23 protein-coding genes are annotated in these 21,564 nt (G+C 46.2%); 9 read left to right on the top strand and 14 right to left on the bottom strand.

Annotated elements, in window-relative coordinates; genetic code table 11:
• Positions 1–54: 54 nt before the first annotated feature.
• A complete protein-coding gene (locus INT76_RS10530) occupies positions 55–900 on the bottom strand; it encodes a MerR family transcriptional regulator (protein WP_212570618.1) in 846 nt (281 codons plus the stop codon).
• An 87-nt stretch (positions 901–987) separates the two neighbouring features.
• Between INT76_RS10530 and INT76_RS10525 the strand changes: the two genes are divergently transcribed.
• Positions 988–2,028: an NAD(P)H-dependent amine dehydrogenase family protein gene (locus INT76_RS10525; protein WP_212570616.1), complete on the top strand. Its 1,041-nt coding sequence runs from the start codon at positions 988–990 to the stop codon at positions 2,026–2,028.
• Positions 2,029–2,130: 102 nt separating this feature from the next.
• Here the strand turns inward: INT76_RS10525 and INT76_RS10520 are convergent, their stop codons facing one another.
• From INT76_RS10520 to INT76_RS10480, 9 genes are all read right to left on the bottom strand, one after another.
• A complete protein-coding gene (locus INT76_RS10520; protein ID WP_212570614.1) occupies positions 2,131–3,333 on the bottom strand; it encodes an alpha/beta hydrolase family protein in 1,203 nt (400 codons plus the stop codon).
• A gap of 64 nt (positions 3,334–3,397) precedes the next feature.
• Complete coding sequence (locus INT76_RS10515) at positions 3,398–3,844, bottom strand: helix-turn-helix domain-containing protein (protein ID WP_212570607.1); 447 nt, start codon at positions 3,842–3,844, stop codon at positions 3,398–3,400.
• A 210-nt stretch (positions 3,845–4,054) separates the two neighbouring features.
• Entirely contained in the window at positions 4,055–5,998 is a 1,944-nt protein-coding gene (thrS, locus tag INT76_RS10510) for a threonine--tRNA ligase (RefSeq protein WP_212570605.1), read from the bottom strand.
• Positions 5,999–6,015: 17 nt separating this feature from the next.
• Positions 6,016–6,339 (bottom strand): nucleoside triphosphate pyrophosphohydrolase family protein, encoded by a 324-nt coding sequence (locus tag INT76_RS10505; protein ID WP_212570603.1) that lies wholly within the window; start codon positions 6,337–6,339, stop codon positions 6,016–6,018.
• A 37-nt stretch (positions 6,340–6,376) separates the two neighbouring features.
• On the bottom strand, positions 6,377–6,982 hold the full coding sequence (locus INT76_RS10500) for an AAA family ATPase (protein WP_212570601.1): 606 nt from the start codon (positions 6,980–6,982) through the stop codon (positions 6,377–6,379).
• Positions 6,983–7,243: 261 nt separating this feature from the next.
• Positions 7,244–7,609 carry a hypothetical protein gene (locus INT76_RS10495; protein WP_212570599.1) on the bottom strand — a complete coding sequence of 122 codons (366 nt, stop codon included), beginning with the start codon at positions 7,607–7,609 and terminating at the stop codon, positions 7,244–7,246.
• Between the two features lie 11 nt (positions 7,610–7,620).
• The gene (locus INT76_RS10490; protein ID WP_212570597.1) at positions 7,621–8,934 is read right to left on the bottom strand and encodes a glycosyltransferase family 4 protein; all 1,314 of its coding nucleotides are present in this window, start codon (positions 8,932–8,934) and stop codon (positions 7,621–7,623) included.
• Positions 8,935–9,933, bottom strand: coding sequence for an LTA glycolipid anchor biosynthesis glycosyltransferase, IagA/BgsA family (locus tag INT76_RS10485; protein ID WP_212570596.1), 999 nt, complete (start codon positions 9,931–9,933; stop codon positions 8,935–8,937).
• 72 nt (positions 9,934–10,005) lie between these two features.
• Positions 10,006–10,473, bottom strand: a complete 468-nt coding sequence (locus tag INT76_RS10480) for an NUDIX hydrolase (RefSeq protein ID WP_212570594.1) — start codon at positions 10,471–10,473, stop codon at positions 10,006–10,008.
• A gap of 177 nt (positions 10,474–10,650) precedes the next feature.
• Between INT76_RS10480 and folE the strand changes: the two genes are divergently transcribed.
• The 5 genes from folE (at position 10,651) to INT76_RS10455 (ending at position 14,333) form a co-directional block, all read left to right on the top strand.
• Positions 10,651–11,214 (top strand): GTP cyclohydrolase I FolE, encoded by a 564-nt coding sequence (folE, locus tag INT76_RS10475; protein ID WP_212573074.1) that lies wholly within the window; start codon positions 10,651–10,653, stop codon positions 11,212–11,214.
• A gap of 15 nt (positions 11,215–11,229) precedes the next feature.
• Positions 11,230–12,036 carry a dihydropteroate synthase gene (folP, locus tag INT76_RS10470; RefSeq protein ID WP_212570592.1) on the top strand — a complete coding sequence of 269 codons (807 nt, stop codon included), beginning with the start codon at positions 11,230–11,232 and terminating at the stop codon, positions 12,034–12,036.
• Complete coding sequence (gene folB / locus INT76_RS10465; protein WP_212570590.1) at positions 12,029–12,391, top strand: dihydroneopterin aldolase; 363 nt, start codon at positions 12,029–12,031, stop codon at positions 12,389–12,391. The genes folP and folB overlap by 8 nt, the downstream gene beginning before the upstream one ends.
• On the top strand, positions 12,388–12,915 hold the full coding sequence (folK, locus tag INT76_RS10460; RefSeq protein ID WP_212570588.1) for a 2-amino-4-hydroxy-6-hydroxymethyldihydropteridine diphosphokinase: 528 nt from the start codon (positions 12,388–12,390) through the stop codon (positions 12,913–12,915). Before folB ends, folK begins: the two co-directional genes overlap by 4 nt.
• A gap of 101 nt (positions 12,916–13,016) precedes the next feature.
• Positions 13,017–14,333, top strand: coding sequence for a GntP family permease (locus INT76_RS10455; RefSeq protein WP_212570586.1), 1,317 nt, complete (start codon positions 13,017–13,019; stop codon positions 14,331–14,333).
• A gap of 44 nt (positions 14,334–14,377) precedes the next feature.
• On the opposite strand, the gene ccpA is transcribed toward INT76_RS10455, so the two are convergent.
• On the bottom strand, positions 14,378–15,379 hold the full coding sequence (gene ccpA, locus INT76_RS10450) for a catabolite control protein A (RefSeq protein ID WP_212573073.1): 1,002 nt from the start codon (positions 15,377–15,379) through the stop codon (positions 14,378–14,380).
• A 171-nt stretch (positions 15,380–15,550) separates the two neighbouring features.
• Between ccpA and INT76_RS10445 the strand changes: the two genes are divergently transcribed.
• A complete protein-coding gene (locus INT76_RS10445) occupies positions 15,551–16,636 on the top strand; it encodes a M24 family metallopeptidase (protein ID WP_212570584.1) in 1,086 nt (361 codons plus the stop codon).
• A 45-nt stretch (positions 16,637–16,681) separates the two neighbouring features.
• On the opposite strand, the gene tgt is transcribed toward INT76_RS10445, so the two are convergent.
• The gene (tgt, locus tag INT76_RS10440; RefSeq protein WP_212570582.1) at positions 16,682–17,824 is read right to left on the bottom strand and encodes a tRNA guanosine(34) transglycosylase Tgt; all 1,143 of its coding nucleotides are present in this window, start codon (positions 17,822–17,824) and stop codon (positions 16,682–16,684) included.
• Positions 17,825–17,956: 132 nt separating this feature from the next.
• Between tgt and INT76_RS10435 the strand changes: the two genes are divergently transcribed.
• A complete protein-coding gene (locus INT76_RS10435; protein ID WP_212570572.1) occupies positions 17,957–18,790 on the top strand; it encodes a DUF975 family protein in 834 nt (277 codons plus the stop codon).
• Positions 18,791–18,887: 97 nt separating this feature from the next.
• Complete coding sequence (locus tag INT76_RS10430) at positions 18,888–20,282, top strand: amino acid permease (protein ID WP_212570570.1); 1,395 nt, start codon at positions 18,888–18,890, stop codon at positions 20,280–20,282.
• A gap of 18 nt (positions 20,283–20,300) precedes the next feature.
• Here the strand turns inward: INT76_RS10430 and INT76_RS10425 are convergent, their stop codons facing one another.
• Complete coding sequence (locus INT76_RS10425; protein ID WP_212570568.1) at positions 20,301–20,735, bottom strand: CoA-binding protein; 435 nt, start codon at positions 20,733–20,735, stop codon at positions 20,301–20,303.
• Positions 20,736–20,807: 72 nt separating this feature from the next.
• Positions 20,808–21,563 carry a glucose-6-phosphate isomerase gene (locus INT76_RS10420; protein ID WP_212570566.1) on the bottom strand — a complete coding sequence of 252 codons (756 nt, stop codon included), beginning with the start codon at positions 21,561–21,563 and terminating at the stop codon, positions 20,808–20,810.
• Between the last annotated feature and the right edge of the window lies 1 nt (position 21,564).

Here is a 21,564-nt window from a genome sequence, read left to right as displayed (position 1 = left end):
AAGACCCAAAGCCAGCTCTTCTCAGCCTAGCTTTAGGTCTTTTCTTGTGTCTATCTAAGAATTCCTCTTTTTGACCTGCACCTGCATACGGATAAACATATCGCGCTGGTTTTCCTGCAATTGGGGCTGTTCATGAATCACCTCGCAAATATAAGGGCCGCAGGGCTGATAACCTGCTTCGTGAATCGCCTGATGAAAATGAGGTAAGGCATCTATTTCGGCCTCAAAAGAAACTGAGTAAGCAACAGCATATTCTCCTGCCGCCAAGCTTTGAATGCTAGTATTGGGCAGGTGGATGGTCTCGTGCTGAAAGAGCAGGAAATGTTTAGAAACCCAATTTTTCTCTTGAAAATCTTCTGCCGCCATCAGAGAGCCCACTCGGCTCAAGTGATGGTAATAGGGATTGTGGGCGTGAATGGCCTGTTTAAAATAGCGCAAATAAAATTCATACTCCTCCGTTGACATCTGGTAGATATTGCGGTCAATCTCAAAGATCAGGATTTCCCGCTGCGGAAAAGAGAGGATTTCCACCTTCTTTTGCTGCTTGGCCTGATGATAGAGCTTGGCCCCTGATTGAAAGACCTCAATCTCCTTGATTTGCTCCTCCAACTTTCGTTTTTCAGCAAGCAGGGCCTGCCGCTTGTCCTCAATCAAATCCTGCAGATGATGGGACTGCTTATCTGACAGTATCTCCTTGACCTCTTCCAGGGAAAAGCCCAGCTGGCGCAGGTACTGGATGGCATCCACCAGTGACGACTGGTTAATGTGGTAAAAACGGTACTTGCTGTGAGGGTCAATTTTGTAGGGTTTTAAAAGGCCAATCTGGTCGTAAAAGCGCAAGGTTTGGATAGAAATGGCGTTGATTTTGGAAAATTCACCGATACTCAAAATAGTCTTCATATCTTGCCCTCCCTGCTTGACTCTCTAGCTACTATAGACATTATAATATAGTTGTGAAAAAAATAACAAACAAAAGGAGGCTTCACAATGAGAAAGACGAAAATTCGTGCCGTCCAGTACGGCTGTGGTAAAATGTCTCGGGTTATTCTCAAATATTTAGTTGACAATGGAGTAGAAATTGTCGGCGCTATTGATAACAACCCTGAGATTATCGGACAAGATGTCGGTGATTATGCTCAATTGGGCTACAAAACAGGCATCCTCATCTCAGATAATGCTGATCAGGTATTCGCTGACTGCGATGCTGATATTGCCATTGTCACCATTTTTTCCTATATGCCTGAGATGTTTGCTTTCTATGAAACAGCCATCAAACATGGTGTCAACGTGATTTCAACCTGTGAAGAGGCCATCTATCCATGGACGACCTCTCCTTCAGAAACCAATCGGCTGGACAAACTAGCCAAACAGCATGGCGTCACCATCATGGGATCAGGCATGCAAGACATTTACTGGATCAACATGCCCTGTCTGATGATGGCCGGCATGAACAAGATTCAAAAAGTCAAGGGCATTGCTAGCTACAATGTAGAGGACTACGGTCTAGCCTTGGCAGAGGCCCATGGCGCTGGTTACGATGTCCAACGTTTTGAAGAAGAAATCGCATCCGCCGAAAGCCTTCCATCCTATATGTGGAATGCTGCTGAGGCCATCTGCTCCAAGATGAATTGGACCATCAAAGACATTTCCCAAAAGAGCGTGCCTTATATCCTGGATGAAGATGTCTATTCCGATACACTTGGCCGTACCATCCCAGCCGGTCAGGTGACTGGTATGTCAGCTGTTACGACCATCCATACCCACCAAGGTATCGAACTGGAAGTTGAATGCATCGGCAAGGTTTACCGTCAAGATGACGGCGACATGTGCGATTGGGAAATCACCGGCGAGCCAAATCTGGTCTTCTCCGTCAGCAAGCCTGACACAGTTGCCCTGACCTGTGCCACCATGGTCAATCGGATTCCATCAGTCATCGACGCCCCTCCAGGCTTTGTCACTTCTGAAAAGGCCCGCTGCCTGACATACCCGACCTATCCGCTCCACACTTATGTAGAAACAGAATCCTAACTCACCGCTCAGCCTTGGACCAAGAAATCTTGGCCCAAGGTTTTTTCTTGGGCCATCTGTTTCACGAGGTCGGAAATAGCAGCATCTTTCTTATACCGCATCTCAATGTCTAAATACCTGATCCAGCCAGTCAAAGACGACATGATGCATTAGACGAAAATGATTCACCTGACAGTGGGCATCAGCACCGCTGGCACTGGAAAACTCCCTTAGGCTTGCCTCAATCCCCCTCTTCCTTAAATCTTCATAGATGACTTTGGTCTGCCTTATCAGCTCAGGACTCTCGCCGGCTCCGACTAAGAAGAGGCTGGGAATCGCGATTTGGTGATAGTCAACTGGCTGTGCCAGTTCTAAAACCTTACTGACACTGGTCAGAAAATCCTTCTGGCCAAACTGCCAGGCATATTTTTTCAGATTGACCTCGGCGACTTGATTAACAGTCATCATCAGTTGGCTTACCCAATTCAGCAGTTTATTGGGGACCTTTAGAGTAGCCGAAAAGGAGGTGCGAAAAACTGCTGCCACATCGTAGATGGCGGTCGAAGCAATCCAGGCCTTGATGCGCTTATCTTTTTCCACCCCCTGGGCGGTAAAGTAGCCGCCACCGCTAAAGCCTGCAAGGGCAATCTGATCAGTCGGAGCCTGATACCAATCCAAAATGGCTGAAATAGCTTGTCCCGCATCAACAGTAAAACAAAGACCTTGGGCCGGATTCTTTCCCTGACCAGGCAAATCTACCATCAGGACATTATAGCCATGCTGCCAGCCCGCATACCCCAGAAAATAGAACAAATCCTCTCCGCTGGTATCCCCGCCACCAATGACAATCACGGTAGCTCGCGGGCGATCATCAAAAAGAATGGCGTAACCTGGCAAATAGCTCCCCTCAAAGGGGATTTCAATTTGTCTGAGGGAAATGGAGCTATGTTCAATAGCTGACAGGAACAGCCCTTCCATTCGGTGAAAATCTGCCATAAACCTCTCCTGACCGGGATCCGTAAACTGTAGCGCTGCCCGCTGGGCATAACAAGCCGAAAAATACAAGTGGGAAGCTAAGGCCGAGCAGGACGCCTGCTCAGCTTCATGCGCCTCTTTTTCGAGATAGCGCACATGCTCATTAAAGCGATTTCGCCAGTCAGCAGGATTGCCGTCCCTTATGCCACTTGCAATATAAAACAGCTCGCCAGAACTCATCCCAATAACCTGACTGATTCCCAAGAGCCAATTAAAACAAAAATCCATATCCTTGTTTTTAAACCTTATCCTGTGCTCCTGGCGCTTTAGAATGGCTTCGTTCTTCTTCATCACTGTCCCTCCTTTATTTAATTTAGTTCCGAACCAAACAAACCAACTTTATAACATAAAACCCTCAGCTCCTTTCCCTATTGAAATCCTCTAATACCTGCATGACAGCCCTATCTAATTTTTGACAAAGCTGAGCAACCTTTTTAAATTGTTCCCCATAGGAAAAGCTATGGTAATCTGCCAACTGATTGAAGAGTCTTATCATCTCCTCAAAAACAGCCATTCTGGCGGACAGCCAAATGGTAATCCCCATGGGATTTAGGTAAATGAAACGCTCTCTGGAGTGCAGGCGGCTTTGATAGCTAATCATCCCCTTGTTTTCAAGGAAGCGCAGACCTGTGCTTGTACTGGCCTTGGACAAACCAAGCTGGTCAACGATTTTATTAAAGGTGACACTCCCTTCTTCCTCCAACATTAAAAATGCCAGGATACTGGATGGTGTGCGGGCATAATCCAATTGTATAAAAAGATTTGCAATCCCTTCGATCTCTTTTAATTTTTCTTGATTCATCTGCCTTCTCCCCTTGGTTCTTTTAGTTCTGTACAAACTAAACTTATCAGGAACCATCACTTTTGTCAAGGAAATATGTGGTTTATACCCAATGCAAATTTAGCCAACAGCAGCTGAGGGTGATTTTCAAAGAATATAGCCATTCCACTCCGCATCATAACAAAGAGGCTGGGCCTTCTGGCCTCAACCTCTTATCACTAGTATGAACGATTATTCTACCGGTCTTGATTTTCTGGCAATATCGGCTAAAATATTTTCCACAAATTCCTCAAGCGTTTCGGTATGGGTTTCCTTGCTGCCGTAGCGGCGGACGTTGACTGACTTGGACTCCATTTCCTTGTCCCCAACGATGAGTTGGTAAGGGATTTTTTGGGTTTGGCTGGCCCGAATCTTGTACTGCATCTTCTCGTTGCGCTCGTCCACATCAGCACGGATCCCCTTGTCTTTAAGGGCCTTGGCTACTTCCCAAGCGTAGTCAATGTGGGCTTCATTGGAAATCGGGATGACCGTTACTTGATGAGGCGCTAGCCAAGTCGGGAAAGCTCCCTTGTAGTTTTCAATCAAGATGGCTGTGAAGCGTTCCATGGTAGAGATAACACCACGGTGAATCATGACCGGACGGTGCTCCTCACCATCTGCACCGACATAAGAGAGGTCAAAGCGCTCTGGCAAGAGGAAGTCCAGCTGAATGGTCGAAAGGGTCTCTTCGTTGCCGAGGGCGGTCTTGACTTGGATGTCCAGTTTTGGACCGTAGAAGGCCGCTTCTCCTTCAGCTTCAAAATAGTCCACACCCATTTCATCCAGGGCAGCTTTCAGCATGCTTTGGGCATTTTCCCACATCTCGTCATTGTCGTAGTATTTTTCCTTGTCCTCAGGGTCACGGTAAGACAGGCGGAAACGATAATCCGTCAGGTTGAAATCTTCGTAGACATCGATGATGAGCTGGAGGGCTTTTTGGAATTCTTCCTGAATCTGCTCTGGCATGACAAAGAGATGGCCATCGTTGAGCGACATTTCACGCACGCGCTGGAGGCCTGAGAGGGCACCTGATTTTTCATAGCGGTGCATCATGCCGATTTCTGCGATACGGATAGGCAGCTCACGGTAGGAATGCACATGGTGCTTGTAGACCTGGATGTGGTGCGGGCAGTTCATGGGACGAAGGACAAATTCTTCCCCATCCCCCATGTCCATGACGGGGAACATATCTTCTTGATAATGCTCCCAGTGGCCTGAGGTTTTGTAGAGTTCCACAGAAGCCATCGGTGGGGTATAGACATGAAGGTAGCCAGAAGCCAGCTCCTTGTCGACAATGTAGCGTTCCAATTCACGACGGATGGTGGCCCCATTTGGCAGCCAGAAAGGCAGCCCCTGCCCCACTTCTTGGGAAATCATGAAGAGATCCAGCTCTTTACCCAGTTTACGGTGGTCACGCTCCTTGGCTTCCTCCCGCATTTGGATATAGTGCTTGAGGTCTTTTTTGTCAAACCAGGCCGTACCATAAATCCTTTGCATCATTGGATTTTCGCTCTTGCCCCGCCAGTATGCACCAGCCACGTTAAGCAATTGGAAGACCTGAATGCGGCCAGTTGACGGCACATGAGGTCCTCGGCAGAGGTCCACATATTCCCCTTGGGTATAGATGGTCAAGCCCCCCTCATCATCCGAATGCTCCTGAATCAGCTCCAGTTTATAAGGGTCATCCTTGAAGATTTCCAGGGCTTCTTCCTTGGTCACCTCGCGGCGCTCGGATGGGAAATTTTCCTTGACAATCTTTCTCATCTCCTCTTCAATCTTAGCTAAATCTTCATTGGAAATCTGGCCCGCCGCATTGTCCGTGTCATAGTAAAAACCATCCTGAATGGCAGGACCAACCCCCAGTTTAATGTCTGGGAAATGGCGTTTGGCTGCTTGGGCAAAGAGGTGGGCAGCCGAATGACGCAGGATATCAAGCGCATCCTCATGGTCAGGGGTCACGATTTCAAGCGAACCATCCTCTGTGATGGCCCGTGTGGTGTCAATCAATTTACCATTGAACTTACCAGCCAAGGCTTTTTTTGCCAAGGAATTACTGATGGATTGGGCCACTTCAAAAGTAGTGACACCAGCGTCGAATTGGCGCACCGCACCATCTGGGAAAGTAATGTTAATCATGGTTATCTCCTTATTATTTATTTTTTAATCCCCAATAGCTCTTCTTTTTGAGCTAAAAAGGTTTCCATTTCTTTTTGAATATCGATATCGAGGCGGTCAGCCAATGCGATCAACCACCAGATATTTTCAGCCAGTTTCTGCTCCAGCTGATAGGGTGTTTCATCATAATAACGCCCCTGCTTGGTCATAATGAGGCGGTTCATGTTGCCAATATCATTGGTCAAGGCCAAGAGGTCCTCTTCAATGGACCACTCTTTCTCGTGGTGTTTGATTTCCAGCTCTCTATAAGCTCTGCGAATGGCTCGGCAGCGTTCAAGCGTTTCTTGTGGAAGGGCAGGCATGTTCATCTCCTTGTTTTCTTTCGTCTAAATTGGTTCTTTAGCAGTTAGATAGGCCCAAGATATGCGCAGCTTGCTCTGTCATTTCCTCAATCCTTCGGCTGCCATCGGTCAGCAGCTGTGGATAGGATAGCCTTTCTGCCTCCTTGCGGCACCGTTTGGCAAAGAGAATGTCTCGCTTCATCCAGTTGTCAAAAGCCAGCTGAGGATGGGAGGAGTTTTGTAAGACATAAGGAACCCATTCTCTCTTAGCATACTGCTCCTTCTGAAAGTCAGCTGTCGGGGTCAGGCAAAGGTAGGAAAGGTCCATGTTTAGGGATTTGATCAAGTGGGGCAAACAGCCTGCACCCTCTAAGATCATTGGTTTATCCCGGTTCTCTGCTAGGTATTGCCGCAGGTAGGGAAAAATTTCCTCATAAAAGGCCCATTCTTCCTCGGCCATGGCGGCGGGCTCTCTCAACCAGATCTGATCCGTTGTTCTCTTCTCCCTAAGAGTTGAAATGGGGGCACCATCCCTTCTAGCTGCTTGGGTAAAACCCTCCACCAAATCATCCAATTTAATGGGAATCAGTTGATAGCGCTCCGCTAAATGGGCTGCAATTGTCGATTTCCCACTGCAGGGTGAACCTCCGATGAGATAAAGCATCTTCTCACCTCCTCCAAAATAAATACGACGCCCTCGCAAAAGGACGTCGCAACGTGGTTCCACCTTCATTTATCAAGCACGAAAAAGACGTCCTTGACCTCGAATTGGCGATAAGGGAACCACCCTTTTATGTTTGCATAAAATCATACCGAGTAGTGTCAATCCTATCCTCTGTGTGCTTGCACCAACCGCCCACTCTCTCAAAGATTTCCTAGGATTGATAAGTCTCTAAGAGCTATTATAGCACGATTTGACAATTTTTCAAGGATTATTAGTTCCTTTTTGGAAGGTTTTTAGCCAAGCTCCTGCTAGATTGCCTAGCAGCGAGCAGCCCGTATAAAACAGGTGGTAGATGAGAATCCACTCTCTAAAAATCAAGATGGTCACAGGATAGAGCAGAAACACGAGTGCGCTATATAGGATAGAGAAACCATATTTCCAGGCATAGATAGCGCTGCTCATAAAGAGTACCAGAGGTGTGAAAAAGAGGATATTATTGACCACAATGCCTTTGGCAAGCATGGGTTCCAAAAATTGGCAAAGCCAAAAAACTCCCACATACATAAATAAGATAAGTCCTGCATGAAGCAGTAAACTGCGCCAATTGAGTGCTTTAAACTGTGCCATCTTCCACCTCCTTAGTCAAAGAAATTGCGGATGGATTTAACCTGCTGAACGGATTTTTTTAAAATTTTAACTGTTGTCGTTGATGATTTGACAACGACTTTTTGTGGTAAATAAATCGCTTCTTTTAATAGACTTTCTACTACGCCGTCCTCTTTGATGTGGTTTCTTCGGAAATCGTAGGAAATCTTGAGATCCAGATAGTATTCATAAACCCTGCGGCCAAAGTTAGTAGCTGAAATCTCATAGAGTTTCTTCTCCAGAAGATGCTGGTTCATCACAGGCGTCGCTACAATAGCTTCAACAACAGCGTCCGAAAGCTCTTGCTCCCGCTGGTAAAGGGTACCAAACATCTTGTCTGTAATGACATTATCTAGGTAGGGATTGGAATGAGCCAAAATCGGCGTTCCAGAAGCTAAACTTTCCAAGAAGGTTAGTCCTTGAGTTTCACTGGTAGAGGCTGAGATGAAGAAGTCAGCCGCCTTGTAGTAAAGGGCGGTATCTGTCGGAGCAATCATCCCTGTCATCTGCACTGAGTCGGTCAGGCCCAGTTCATGGATGAGTTCTTTGAGTTCCTCGGCAAAAGGCCCTCCGCCCACAATCACCAATTTGACCTTGCTGTTGTCAGCCAAAATGGTTGGCATGGCACTAACGATAGCCTGAATATTTTTTTCATGAGAAATACGCGACAGACTAAGCAGCATGGTTTCATCTGGTTCAATGCCCAAATGAGCCCGCAAATCTAGGGTGTCTTCCTCGGTAATTTCTGGGCGCTCAAACTTGGCCAAATCAATACCTGTTGGAATCACTCGCTTGGAAATCGGAATATCGTAACCATTTAGCAGGTCTTCAACAATCTCGCTAGGGCAGATAACCCCGTCCAAGCCCTTGAGAAAACTGCGGACGAAGTATTTGACCATGCTGGGACGAATCAGCTTTCCATTCGCGATGTAGTGAACATAGTCTTCATACTGGGTATGGTAGGTGTGAACCACAGGAATATCCAGTTCCCTGGCAATCATTTTCCCCAAAATACCCAGCGAAAACTCTGTATGGGTATGGATGAGATCTAGCTTGTAGCGACGAGCAATTTTCAAGGCATCTGTAAAGCCTCGGTAGGCCACGCGCCGTTCCTTGAAGGCAAAAAAGGGTACGCTGGGGATGCGGATGACATCCCAGTCCTCATACCGGTTAATGTCCTCGTCGGTAGTTGTAAAAATAAAGACCGTATGCCCCTGTTTTTCCAACTCTGTCTTGAGGGTCTTTATCGAAGTTGCCACTCCTGATACCTGTGGAAAATAAGTATCTGTAAAAAATCCTATACGCATCTACATCTCCAATACTTGTCGATAGGCATCAACCAGCTGATGAGAAACCTGATCCATAGACCGGCTCTCTGCCACTCGATAGCCTGCTTCACGCTTATCTACTTTCTTGTCTAAAATCTTCTGGATAGACTCTACAAAATCATCCACTGTCCGCCCCAACTCTGTGCTGTTTTCATCAATCCATCCCTGATAAACTGGAATATCTCGCAGGACAACATTCTGGTAGCTAGCAAGCGCCTCTAAGACAACGATCCCTTCTGTTTCTTCATAAGAAGGGAAGAAAAAAACATCTGCTCCGCTCATGGCCCCTTGAAAAACAGCTCCCTTGAAAAAGCCAGGGAAGGAAACATTGTCAGGATGATCTCCATTCACAATTTTGCGGATATAAGAAGGAATCAGCCATTTCTTGATACTGCCTAGCCAGATAAAGCGGACATGAGGCATTTTTTCTGCCACCTTGACAAAATCTTCAATCCCCTTGCGACGGAAATAAAGGCCCGCACAGACTACAACAGGTTGACCTTCTTCAATGCCGAAATGCTTCCTAAAGACCGCCTCCTTATGGGGATCCTTGCGGTAGCGCTCAAGGTCTATCCCATTTGAAACAGCTACAATCGGCGTTGTAACACCGTAGGACTCAATCAATTTCTTAGAGTAAGCAGACGGTGTGATAACAAAATCCGCCTTCTGATACATCCCAGCCAGGTATTTCCCGAAAAAAGGAGCCAAGAAGTTCGAGCCAATAAAGGAATTTTGAAAATCCTCCTTGGTAGAGTGTCCATGTAAGATGACCTTTTTCCCCCGGCGCTTGGCTGCATGCAATAACAGCCAGCTACGAGGACCGTAGGTATTGATGTGAACCACATCATAATCTCCCAGAAGGTCTGTGGTATAAGGAATCCCTGCCATATCCAGGGCTTCCATCTGATGGTGGAGGGCACGACCAATCCCAGATTTCTCAAGGACAGTCTTCCCTTCTAAATACAATAATACTTTCATATTTCCATTATAGTCCTTTTTTTCAAAAAAAGACACTGGGAGCAGAAGGTTCTTCTTCCGCTCCAACGGGTCTTAGTCATAAAAGTCAACATGATAGGACACCAGCTTATCTGCTTCATAGCTAAAGCTAGCAGAAAAGAAGGGTTTGTTTTCCAAGAGCCAGGACTGAAAGCGCCAATCTCCTTCCCAGCTCGGCTTCGTCAACACTTGATCATAAGGTACCCATTCCAAGTCCCCCTCTGGGCAATCAATGAGCTCTCCTTCAAAGCCTGTAATTTTAAAAACATAGGCGTACCAATCGCAGTTTGGAGTCAGGTTGGGAAAGGTGATAATACCTCTTAAGCTCATATCCGTCACTTCAAGGCCTGTTTCTTCCAATATTTCGCGCTTAGCGCAGGCCTGAGGTGTTTCTCCTGCTTCTAATTTTCCACCTACGCCAATCCACTTTCCATGATGAATGTCATTCTCTTTTTTATTCCGATGGAGCATAAGAAAGGCTTCTCCATTGTCAATGTAGCAGATGGTTGCTAATTGAATCATCTTTTGTCTATCCTCTTTCGTCATTTCTATCATTATAGCATAGAAGCTCTGCCTTTCAAAAACAGAGCCTAAATCCGTATATTCTTCCATATTCAAAGGACTCTATCTTCCTAAATCCCTCAATTTGGGATATAATGGACTATGTATGAAAAAAGAAAGAGATTAGCAGGAATGACCATTTCAAAACAAGAACAACTGGAACAAACGATTTATCAGCTCCTTCAACTTTTGGGCGAAGACCCTGAGCGTGAAGGCTTACTGGACACTCCCAAGCGGGTCGCAAAGATGTACTTGGAAATGTTTAATGGCCTAGACTCCGACCCCAAAGATGAATTTACAGCCGTCTTTTCAGAAGGTCACGAAGAGGTCGTCTTGGTCAAGGATATTCCTTTTCACTCGATGTGCGAACACCATCTTGTGCCCTTTTATGGCATTGCCCACGTCGCCTATATTCCCAGCCAAGGCCGAGTTACTGGACTTAGCAAATTGGCCCGGGCTGTTGAGGTGGCCAGCAGACGCCCTCAGCTTCAGGAACGTCTGACCCATCAGGTTGCCCATGCCTTGCAGGACGCTCTTCATCCAGAGGGAGTTTTTGTCATGGTTGAAGCCGAACACATGTGTATGAGTATGCGCGGCATCCGTAAACCGGGCAGCAAGACGGTAACGACTGTTGCTCTAGGTAGCTTCAAAGAAGACGCCATTTTGCGGCGCGAGCTCTTGTCCATGATTCACAATAAGTAAGGAGATAGCAAAACCATGCACCAACTTGCAGACACTCACAGTATTATGGGGATTCTCAATGTTACCCCAGATTCTTTCTCCGACGGCGGCTGTTTCGATGAGATTCAGGCTGCCCTTGAACAGGTTGAAAAGATGTTAGCGGCCGGTGCCACCGTCATTGATATTGGCGGAGAATCCACCCGTCCCGGCGCAACATTTGTCAGCGAAGAAGAAGAAATCAAGCGCGTGGTGCCAATTATCCGCGCTATCAAAGAGCGTTTTGACTGTCTTATCAGCATTGACACCTATAAGACGGCTACTGCTCAAGCTGCCTTAGAAGCAGGTGCAGACATCCTTAACGATGTCTGGGCAGGTACCTACGACGGTCACATGCTGGACTTGGCAGCTCGTTATCAGGCTCCTATTATCCTTATGCACAACCAAAAACAGGAAGGCTACGAGGATGTGGTACAGGAAGTACGAAATTTTCTGGCAGAACGGATTGATGCGGCCCTTCAGGCAGGCGTTCACAAGGAAAATATCTGGATTGACCCGGGATTTGGTTTTTCAAAAAACGCCCAAGACAACCTTCAGCTCTTAGAAGGCTTGGAGCAAATTACCAACCTAGGTTACCCTGTCCTCTTTGGTATCTCTAGAAAACGTGTCGTTGACCACCTATTGGGCGGCCAGACTCTTCCCTTAGAGCGAGATAAGGCAACAGCCGCCCTATCTGCCTGGGCCATCATGAAGGGGTGCCAGATGGTTCGCGTTCACAATGTAGAAGAAAACCGTGACCTCGTTCGCGTATGGAGTCAGTTAGTAAAGGGAAATAAGAATGGATAAAATTTCACTCAATAAATGCCGGTTTTACGGCTACCATGGTGCCTTCAAGGAAGAGCAGACCCTCGGCCAAATTTTCACGGTTGATTGCGATTTATTTCTGGACTTAACCGCTGCCTCTCTATCGGATAGATTGGAAGATACCGTCCATTATGGACAGGTGTTTGAGTTGATAAAAGAGCTGGTTGAAGGCACTCCTTACATTCTCATTGAACGGCTAGCCGGTGCTATTTGCCAAGCCATCTTTGAGCAGTTCCCTTCTGTTCAACAAATCCGTTGCGCTATTTATAAGGAGAATCCGCCCATTGCTGGACACTATGACTCTGTGGGTATTGAATTGGAGCGCCGCCGCCCATGAATACCGTCTATATCAGTGCTGGAGGAAATATCGGTGACCGCATGGCCTACCTAAAAGCAGCCATTCAAGAATTAAAGCAACTACCAAAGAGTCAAGTCATCGCTACTTCGTCCATTTATGAAACACCGGCCTGGGGAAAAACAGACCAGCAAGACTTCCTCAATCTGGTCTGCAAGCTAAAAACCGAATTTTCTGCTCCAGACTTCCTACTGGCCTGTCAGGCTATCGAAAAAAAACTCGGGAGGATTCGCAAGGAAAAATGGGGCGAGCGCACCCTTGACCTTGATATTATTTTTTGGAATGATGAGTGCATCCAGACTGACACTCTGACTGTGCCTCACCCCTATGCCCACGAGCGAGCCTTTGTTTTGCTACCTTTGGCTGAACTGGAGGCAGACTTTCTCCATCCCATTCTTGGAAAAAGCATCAGCCAACTTTTGTTGCCTTTAGCTGATGATGTTCAAGCCATTCACCAATATGGGGATTCTCCCAACCAGGGAGTGGAAAAGAACGCGAAAATTTAAAAGAGTTCGTCAATAACTGCGCTGAGATCTTGACACGAACTCTGAGAAGTGGCGCTGGGCTTGAGCCCCTGCTATCTTTTGTCAATTATAAGGAGATTATTATGGATATTCTTGCCCTTTTGGGGGTCATTTTGGCTATTTCAGCCATCATTTACCTTACTACCAAAAACCTGCATGTCGTCTTGGCAGCCCCTTTGGCCAGTTTGGTAGTCATTTTAACCAATCAGATGGACATTCTTGACAGCTTACTGGGTAAGGAGCAGTCCTACATGGTCGGTCTAACAGGCTTTTTAATCAATAATTTTGCCATCTTTTTACTAGGGTCTATTTTGGCCAGCTACATGGAAAAAAGCGGAGCTTCCCAGTCTATCGCCCAAGCCATTCTCAAGTTGGTCGGCAAGGACAAACCCTTTTCTGTATTACTAGCCATTACCATTGTTGCTTCTATTCTAACCTATGGTGGTGTGAGTATTTTCGTTGTTATCTTTACCCTTTTGCCCCTCTCACGTCCGCTCTTTAAGGAGCTAAATATCAACTGGGAACTCTTTCCAATCCCGGTCTTTCTGGGAGCTAGCACCTATACCTTGACCGCCTTACCTGCGACGCCTTCCATCCAAAATGCCATCCCGACCAAGGTATTGGGAACAAGCCTAACTGCCGCTCCCGTATTGGGCATTTTGGCCAGCCTGACTATGTTGGTTTTCGGGTTGTGCTATATGTCCTACGCCCTCAAAAAGAGTTTGAAGAAAGGCGAAACCTATATGGAAACGGGAGATAGCGAATCTGATATTTCTGAAAGCAATCAACAGCTTCCATCACTGTTTGTAAGCTGTTTGCCACTACTGGGGCTACTAGCAACCATCTTTGTCTTCAGCAAAATGCCCAATATTTTGGTTGTCGGTCTGACTATCAGCATCCTCTTGTCAGCTCTTCTATTTAAACCATTTTTACCTAACCAAAAAGAGGTTTTAAATGCTGGTACAACAGCTTCCATCATTCCCGCCTTTGCTACTTCTAGTACCGTAGCCTTTGGAGCTGTCTTAACGGCTTCTACTGGTTTTTCCCTTATCCAAGCAGCCATTCGCTCCATTCCTGGTTCACCTCTTATCAGCCTCTCTCTCTCAACCGCCCTTTTAAGTGGCATACTAGGTTCTGCTTCCGGCGCAATTGGTATCGTCAGTGCCAACTTTTTACCTAGCTATCTGGAAATGGGCATCCAACCCGAACTCTTGCACCGAGTAACGGTTATCGCTTCGGCCGCCCTGACAGTTGTTCCCCAATCGGGAGTCATGATTACCTTCCATAACCTGTCCAAGCTCAGTATGAAGCGCGCCCTCAAACATTCTTTTATTATTGTCAATGGCGGTCACATCTTGGCCTTGATTGTCATCCTTCTAGCAGCCCATTTTCTCTATTAACGAGCAAAACACCAGAAGCCTCACTTCTGGTGTTTTTGTCTTTTTTACTTGGTTGAGTGACGATCTTTGATACCGTGGTTCAAGATAACCTCGCGGCTTTCCAAGTCTTCCTTGTGCATAATCTTGGTCAGCATCCGCATAGCAATGGCACCAATGTCATAGAGCGGTTGGCTGATGGAGGTCAGGTTTGGACTGGTAAATTTGGTCACAATCGAGTCATCGCTGGTGATGATTTCAAACTCTTCTGGAACCTTGATTCCCTTGTCTGAAATCCCGTTCAAGAGTCCTGCTGCTATCTCATCTTCTGCTACATAGGCAGCTGTCGCTCCAGAGTTCAAAATGCGTTCTGCCAAGGCATAGCCTTCTTCATACTTGTACTTGGATTCAAAGACAAGACCTTCGTTGAACTCCAGGCCATTGGCTTTAAGACCAGCCTTATAACCAGAAAAACGAACCTTCCCGTTAATATCGTCCACTAGCGGCCCCGATACAAAAGCAATCTTTTCATTGTGCTTAGCAAGAACCTGCACCGCATCAGACGTTGCCTTCGCATAATCAATGTTGACGCTTGGCAACTGATGCTCCAAATCTACTGTCCCCGCCAAAACAATCGGTGTACGGGAGCGTGAAAACTCAGCACGAATCTTGTCAGTCAAATGGTAGCCCATAAAGATAATGCCATCCACCTGTTTTGAAAAGAGGGTATTGACAACATTGATTTCTTTTTCATCACTTTCATCGCTGTTGGCTAGGACGATATTATACTTATACATATCTGCAATATCATCAATTCCCTTAGCCAAGGTTGCGTAGTAAGCATTAGCTATATTTGGAATGACAACCCCTACTGTTGTCGTTTTTTTACTAGCAAGTCCTCTTGCAACAGCATTGGGACGATAATCCAAGCGATCGATGACTTCTAAAACTTTCTTACGAGTGTTTTCCTTGACATTCTTATTACCGTTTACTACACGGCTAACCGTAGCCATGGAAACACCTGCTTCGCGAGCAACGTCATAAATCGTTACCGTATCGTCGGTATTCATCATAATAGTTACTTCCTTTCAATTAGTCTATATCTATGAAAATTACGCTTTCACTCGTCTATAGTTTATCACTTTTTGAAACCACTTTCAAGAGAAATGTCTAACTTTTTTCTTTACTCTTGCAATTTTTTTCATTTTTTGGAAGAATAGACTTTGGAAAGAGGTGTTTTCATGACAAAAATCAATCAAATTAGGAACTATCTAGAAGAAAACCAACTGGATCTAGCCATTTTTTCAGACCCTGTTACCATTCATTATCTGACAGGTTTTCATAGCGACCCGCACGAGCGCCACATGATGCTCTTTGTTCTCCCTGACAGCGACTCCTTGCTCTTTCTTCCTGCCCTCGATATGAAGCGGGCGGTCGCGACGGTCACCTTCCCTGTTGTGGGCTATGTTGACTCGGAAAACCCTTGGGAAAAAATCAAGGCTGCCCTGCCGCAGAAGTATTTTAAGAAAATCGGAGCAGAGTTTGACAACCTCAATTTAACCCGTTACCATGGGCTCCAGTCTATCTTTAATCAGGCTTTTTCAGACCTGACACCCCTGATCAACAAGATGAAACTGATTAAATCTCGTGACGAGATTGAGAAAATGTTGGTAGCTGGTCAATTTGCTGATAAGGCCATGCAGATCGGATTTGATGCTATTTCCTTGCAGGCCACAGAAACGGACATCATCGCTCAGATTGAATTTGAGATGAAAAAACAGGGCATCCACAAGATGAGCTTTGACACCATGGTTTTGACCGGTACCAATGCTGCTAATCCTCATGGTATCCCAGGAACCAATCGGATTGAAAACAACGCTTTATTGCTCTTTGATTTGGGAGTTGAAACACTAGGCTACACTTCTGATATGACCCGTACGGTGGCTGTTGGTCAGCCTGACCAGTTTAAGAAAGACATCTACCAGTTAACCCTTGAAGCCCATCTGGCTGCTATCGATATGATTAAGCCGGGTGTCACTGCAGGCGAGATTGACTACGCTGCTCGTTCCGTCATCGAAAAAGCTGGCTATGGGCCGTATTTTAATCACCGTCTAGGACATGGCTTGGGTATGAGTGTCCATGAGTTTCCTTCTATTATGGAGGGAAATGACCTCGTCATCGAAGAAGGCATGTGCTTCTCTGTTGAGCCTGGTATCTACATTCCTGGTAAGGTGGGCGTTCGCATCGAAGATTGTGGCTATGTCACTAAAAATGGTTTTGAGGTCTTTACTCAAACACCAAAAGAACTCTTGTATTTTGAAGGATAAAAATAAACAGACCTCCTGCTCTGCGCTAGGAGGTTGCTTTGTGTTTTAGAAGTTTCTGCCGTTTTTGCCGTAGCCATAGCGCTCCATAAAATCCTGACGGAATTCCAGCAAATTGTCATCCATAATGGCCTGACGAACTTTTTTCATCAAATTGATAAGGAAGTAAAGATTGTGGTAGCTGGTCAGACGCAGACCAAATGTTTCATCTGCCTTGAGCAGGTGACGGAGGTAGGCACGCGTATAATGCTTACAAGTGTAGCAATCACAGTCATGGTCAAGCGGCGTAAAATCCTCTGCAAATTGAGCATTCTTCACCACCAAACGGCCTTGACTGGTCATACAGGTTCCGTTACGGGCGATACGGGTTGGAAGCACACAGTCAAACATATCCACACCACGAATAACAGCGTCAATTAGGCTGTCCGGCGCTCCGACTCCCATCAGATAGCGCGGTTTGTTTTCCGGTAAGAGTGGGGTGGTAAAATCCAATACCGCATTCATCTCGTCGTGGGTTTCTCCGACCGCTAAACCACCGATAGAATAGCCTGGGAAATCCATACTCACCAAGTCATGGGCTGACTGGCGGCGCAAATCTTCAAAACCAGCTCCTTGTACAATACCGAAAAGCCCTTGGTCATGCGGACGACGATGGGCCTTCAGTCCTCGTTCTGCCCAACGACTGGTTCGTTCAATGGATTTTTTAACATAGTCATAGGGTTGATAAAATTGCGGACACTCGTCAAAGCTCATCATGATGTCTGAGCCAAGATTGTTCTGAATGGAGATAGCCTTCTCGGGTGACAAGAACATCTTGCTGCCATTGAGGTGGTTCTTAAAGGTGACACCTTCTTCTGAAATGTTGCGGCTATCAGCTAGCGAGTAGACCTGAAAGCCACCTGAGTCTGTCAAAATCGGCTGATCCCAGTTCATGAATGTGTGCAAGCCCCCAGCTCGAGCAATCAACTCATCACCAGGACGTAGCCAGAGATGATAGGTATTGGCTAGGATAATTCCTGACCCCATCTCTTTCAACTCCTCTGGTGACATAGTTTTGACCGTCGCCTGAGTCCCTACCGGCATAAACATAGGCGTCGGAAAAGTGCCGTGCGGAGTGATAATCTCCCCCAAGCGGGCACCCGTGTGCTTTTCTTTCTTAATCAAGCGGTACTTGATTGGAACATCTGTCATAGTTACCTCCCACTAGGAAAAACAGTCCTAGGAATTTCATACGACTGGCCAAGCCAGCATCTTATCTAGTCTATCAAAAAAAATCTGGCTTGTCACCTTATATTATGTTAGAATAAAACAAGGAGGTTTTTTATGTTTTCAGTTAGTCATATTCGTGCTCAGGCACGTCAAACCATAAACACGGTACCTGGTATTTACCTTTTAGCTCTTATTCCAGTGGCCATTACAGCAGTAACCAATATTTTCTCCTATGTCTACGGACAAGGTACAACTGTCTACAGTGAACTGGCAACCAATCCGAGTGCAACGACTGGTTTTGTCATCAATAGCACGCTTTTTCCTATGTTTTATGGTCTCTTGATTTCCTTTCTCTACCTTTCTATCTCTTGGACCTTGATTCAGGTTGTTAGAAAAACCAGAGAAACGGTTGCGATTAAGGATGCCTTGTTTGTTTTCACCCATCCACATTTCGTAAAAATCTTGGTCACCTATCTGTTGAAGAATTTTCTGCTCTTCCTTTGGAGCATTCCAATGTTAGTCGGGCTATTTTGTTTTATCGTTGGCCTGATGCTCGCTATTATCTCTTACTATCTCCCTCCAGAAGGGCTTGTCCAGCTGATCAGCGCCTTCCTCCTTGGTGGGTTTATCCTTTTAGTTGCAGGTTGCGCCCTCTACTGCCCGCAATACTATGCTTATTCTCAAGTGGAGTTTCTCCTCTATGACAGACTGGAGAACAATAACTACACGAGTGCCTTTTCTCTTATCAGAGATAGCCGCCAGTTGATGAAAGGCTACAAGGCAAAACGGTGGGTTCTAGACTTGTCCTTTATCGGTTGGTTTTTCCTGATGGGGATTACCTTTGGACTGGTTGGACTCTATGTTGTGCCCTATCACTATTGCTCGCAGGTTTACTTTTACGAGGCCCTCAAAGAAGAACAGGCTCTCAAGGTAAATTACTTCTTCTAAATCTTAGAGGCTGGGACGTTATTTCCTAGCCTCTTTCTATGGTACAATAGCTATGCCCCTTATCTTTTACTAAAAATAGTCAATAAAGGAGTTTTTTGTGAATCTGTTTAGGAAGAAATTAGAGTCAAGTCGCAAGAGTTTGATGAAACGGCACTTGGGCTTGATGGATGTCATCTTATTAGGAATTGGTTCTATGGTGGGAACGGGTATTTTCACAGTTACCGGTTTTGCTGCGGCTGAATATGCTGGTCCTTCCCTTGTTCTCTCTATCTTGATCGCTGCTGTTTCTGTCGGTTTGTCGGCTCTCTTTTATGCGGAATTTGCATCGCGGATTCCGACAAATGGAGGAGCCTACGGCTATCTGTATGCGGTCTTTGGTGAATTTCCGGCCTGGCTGGCTGGTTGGTTGACCATCATGGAGTTTTTGACAGCTGTATCAAGTGTTGCAGCGGGGTGGGGAGCCTACTTGAAAGGGCTCTTGGCCCATTTTGGTCTGGCACTTCCGACAGCTCTTAACGGAACCTTCAACCCTCAGGAGGGAACCTATGTTGACCTATTACCAATCCTTGTCTTGGTCTTTGTTACCGGAGTAGTCTTACTCAACTCTAAAGCAGCCCTGCGGTTTAACTCTGCTTTGGTCGTTTTAAAATTCTCCGCTCTTGCCCTTTTTATTCTTGCTGGTCTTTTCTTTATCAAACCAGAAAACTGGGCAACCTTTGCTCCGTTTGGTTTCGGTCAGGTTTATGGTGGGCAAACGGGTATTATGGCAGGCGCTTCGCTCATGTTCTTTGCCTTTTTAGGTTTTGAGTCCATTTCGATGACCATCGATGAGGTGAAAGAACCGCATCGTACCGTGCCAAAAGGCATTGTCCTCTCCCTGTCTATCGTGACCGTTCTTTATATCACCGTCACACTGGTGCTGACAGGTATGGTTCATTACAGCAAGCTCAATGTAGCTGATGCGGTGGCCTTTGCTTTGCGTGAAGTCGGCCTTTCTTGGGCAGCAAGTTATGTATCGGTCGTTGCCATCTTAACGTTGATTACCGTCTGCATTTCCATGACCTTTGCTCTTTCTCGTATGGTTTATAGTGTCAGTCGCGATGGTCTTTTGCCGAAATCCTTCAGCCATCTGACCAAAACCAGCTTAGTGCCTAAAAATGCTACTATTTTAGTCGGAATGTTTGCTGCTCTCTGTGCTGGAGTCTTCCCTTTGTCCAGCATCGCTTCTTTCCTCAACATCTGTACCTTGGCCTACCTTATCCTTTTGGCCCTCGGTATCATCCGCCTTCGTCAGGTAGAGGGGTTGCCAAAGGAAGGGCAGTTCAAAACACCTCTAGTGCCTCTCCTTCCTATCTTATCCATTATCATCTGCCTCTCCTTTATGAGCCAGTATCCACCAGTCACTTGGTTAGCCTTTTTGGTCGCTCTTGTCCTTGGCAGTCTCATTTACTTCTTTTATGGTTACAGCCATTCAGAGGTTGGGAAAAAATAAGAAAGCTAGTCGCGCTGACTAGCTTTCTTGTATTTCTAGGTATTCGATTTTGATACACTTGTTCATGACAATATCTGTGCGTCCTGCCTGTCGGAGTATGTCTTCTGCTTCTTGGCTCTCTAGACCTAACTGAGCCCAGAAAACCTTGGCATCCGTTTCTAAAAATTCACGCGCGACTTCTGGTAGAAACTCGCTGCGGCGAAACACATTAACGATGTCAATAGGCTGGTCAATCTCTTTAAGACTGGCATAGACCGGCTGACCCAAAATAGTGCTGCCTGCCGCTTTGGGATTGACAGGAAGAATCTGGTAACCTGCTTCCTGCATGAGTTTGGATACTCGGTAGGCTGCTGTTTCTTCACGATTGGACAGGCCAACGACAGCAATGGTTTTTGCAGTCTTCAGATAATCTGCAATAACTTCTTGACTGGGATTTTGAAAAGAATAGGTCATGGGAACCTCCTAGATTTTGTTTGGTGTTCGTGTCCGATTAGGTCATTAGGAGAACTGGGGCTGCCCCTTCTCCTATTTTTTGGATATTTGGTAGAGTACATCCTTAAGCTGTCCAATGGCGGTGCTGAGGGATTCTCGTTTGAGATCTCCTTCGGAATCCAAGGGATAATAGATAGAGCCGACGACAACTGAGTCATCATAAGCTCCTGTGCTTTCCATCCGGTAGAAGGTGATACGGGCCATCTTCTGCTCTACCATCAGAGCTTGTCCTACCTGCCACTCTTGTCCTTCGATGGTGGCGGTGGTTTTTTCGCTAAACACATGATTGGTTTCCGTCATGCGCACTTCCAACTCTTCCGAGGTCATGTTTCGCCCTTCTTCAAGCGGTGACTTGTTGAAAGCATTGAGGTTGTAAAGCTGAACCATAAATCTGGACAGGCCATCTGTCACATCGTAGACTGCAGCAACGGTTTCGTCTTCTGTGTTTTCTGTGTTGAGTGTCCAGTTGGCTGGCAAATCATAATAACGGAAATTTTCCTTGATTTCTCCGGCCTCGTTTGTTTCAGCAACACCATTGTTGGCCGCGTAAATTTTGTGGCCTTTTTGGCTTTCATCAGCTGGCGGTGTGGGATTGATGACTTGGCGCTCTGCATTGGCAAGGTAGTGGAGGGTTTCCACGGTGGGATCTTTCTTTTCTTCCAGAGCAGAAAGGGCAGACGGAAGTTCGCTCGTGCTTGTTGAACTAGAACTGCTGCTGTCTGTATTGGCCTTACCGCATGCGCTTAGGATAAGGCTGGATAAGCCGATTAAAAGAAGTATCTTTTTCATA

Origin of the sequence: Streptococcus oriscaviae, assembly GCF_018137985.1 — a bacterium.
Lineage (GTDB): Bacteria > Bacillota > Bacilli > Lactobacillales > Streptococcaceae > Streptococcus > Streptococcus oriscaviae.
Note: the sequence above shows the minus strand (reverse complement) of the source record. Positions and strands in the feature narration are given on the sequence as shown.

Excerpts from the sequence above, each read along its gene's own strand:
- INT76_RS10530 (WP_212570618.1), bottom strand. The coding sequence starts at position 900 with ATGAAGACTATTTTGAGTATCGGTGAATTTTCCAAAATCAACGCCATT.
- INT76_RS10525 (WP_212570616.1), top strand. The coding sequence starts at position 988 with ATGAGAAAGACGAAAATTCGTGCCGTCCAGTACGGCTGTGGTAAAATG.
- INT76_RS10520 (WP_212570614.1), bottom strand. The coding sequence starts at position 3,333 with ATGAAGAAGAACGAAGCCATTCTAAAGCGCCAGGAGCACAGGATAAGG.
- INT76_RS10515 (WP_212570607.1), bottom strand. The coding sequence starts at position 3,844 with ATGAATCAAGAAAAATTAAAAGAGATCGAAGGGATTGCAAATCTTTTT.
- thrS (WP_212570605.1), bottom strand. The coding sequence starts at position 5,998 with ATGATTAACATTACTTTCCCAGATGGTGCGGTGCGCCAATTCGACGCT.
- INT76_RS10505 (WP_212570603.1), bottom strand. The coding sequence starts at position 6,339 with ATGCCTGCCCTTCCACAAGAAACGCTTGAACGCTGCCGAGCCATTCGC.
- INT76_RS10500 (WP_212570601.1), bottom strand. The coding sequence starts at position 6,982 with ATGCTTTATCTCATCGGAGGTTCACCCTGCAGTGGGAAATCGACAATT.
- INT76_RS10495 (WP_212570599.1), bottom strand. The coding sequence starts at position 7,609 with ATGGCACAGTTTAAAGCACTCAATTGGCGCAGTTTACTGCTTCATGCA.
- INT76_RS10490 (WP_212570597.1), bottom strand. The coding sequence starts at position 8,934 with ATGCGTATAGGATTTTTTACAGATACTTATTTTCCACAGGTATCAGGA.
- INT76_RS10485 (WP_212570596.1), bottom strand. The coding sequence starts at position 9,933 with ATGAAAGTATTATTGTATTTAGAAGGGAAGACTGTCCTTGAGAAATCT.
- INT76_RS10480 (WP_212570594.1), bottom strand. The coding sequence starts at position 10,473 with ATGATTCAATTAGCAACCATCTGCTACATTGACAATGGAGAAGCCTTT.
- folP (WP_212570592.1), top strand. The coding sequence starts at position 11,230 with ATGCACCAACTTGCAGACACTCACAGTATTATGGGGATTCTCAATGTT.
- folB (WP_212570590.1), top strand. The coding sequence starts at position 12,029 with ATGGATAAAATTTCACTCAATAAATGCCGGTTTTACGGCTACCATGGT.
- folK (WP_212570588.1), top strand. The coding sequence starts at position 12,388 with ATGAATACCGTCTATATCAGTGCTGGAGGAAATATCGGTGACCGCATG.
- INT76_RS10455 (WP_212570586.1), top strand. The coding sequence starts at position 13,017 with ATGGATATTCTTGCCCTTTTGGGGGTCATTTTGGCTATTTCAGCCATC.
- ccpA (WP_212573073.1), bottom strand. The coding sequence starts at position 15,379 with ATGAATACCGACGATACGGTAACGATTTATGACGTTGCTCGCGAAGCA.
- INT76_RS10445 (WP_212570584.1), top strand. The coding sequence starts at position 15,551 with ATGACAAAAATCAATCAAATTAGGAACTATCTAGAAGAAAACCAACTG.
- tgt (WP_212570582.1), bottom strand. The coding sequence starts at position 17,824 with ATGACAGATGTTCCAATCAAGTACCGCTTGATTAAGAAAGAAAAGCAC.
- INT76_RS10435 (WP_212570572.1), top strand. The coding sequence starts at position 17,957 with ATGTTTTCAGTTAGTCATATTCGTGCTCAGGCACGTCAAACCATAAAC.
- INT76_RS10425 (WP_212570568.1), bottom strand. The coding sequence starts at position 20,735 with ATGACCTATTCTTTTCAAAATCCCAGTCAAGAAGTTATTGCAGATTAT.
- INT76_RS10420 (WP_212570566.1), bottom strand. The coding sequence starts at position 21,563 with ATGAAAAAGATACTTCTTTTAATCGGCTTATCCAGCCTTATCCTAAGC.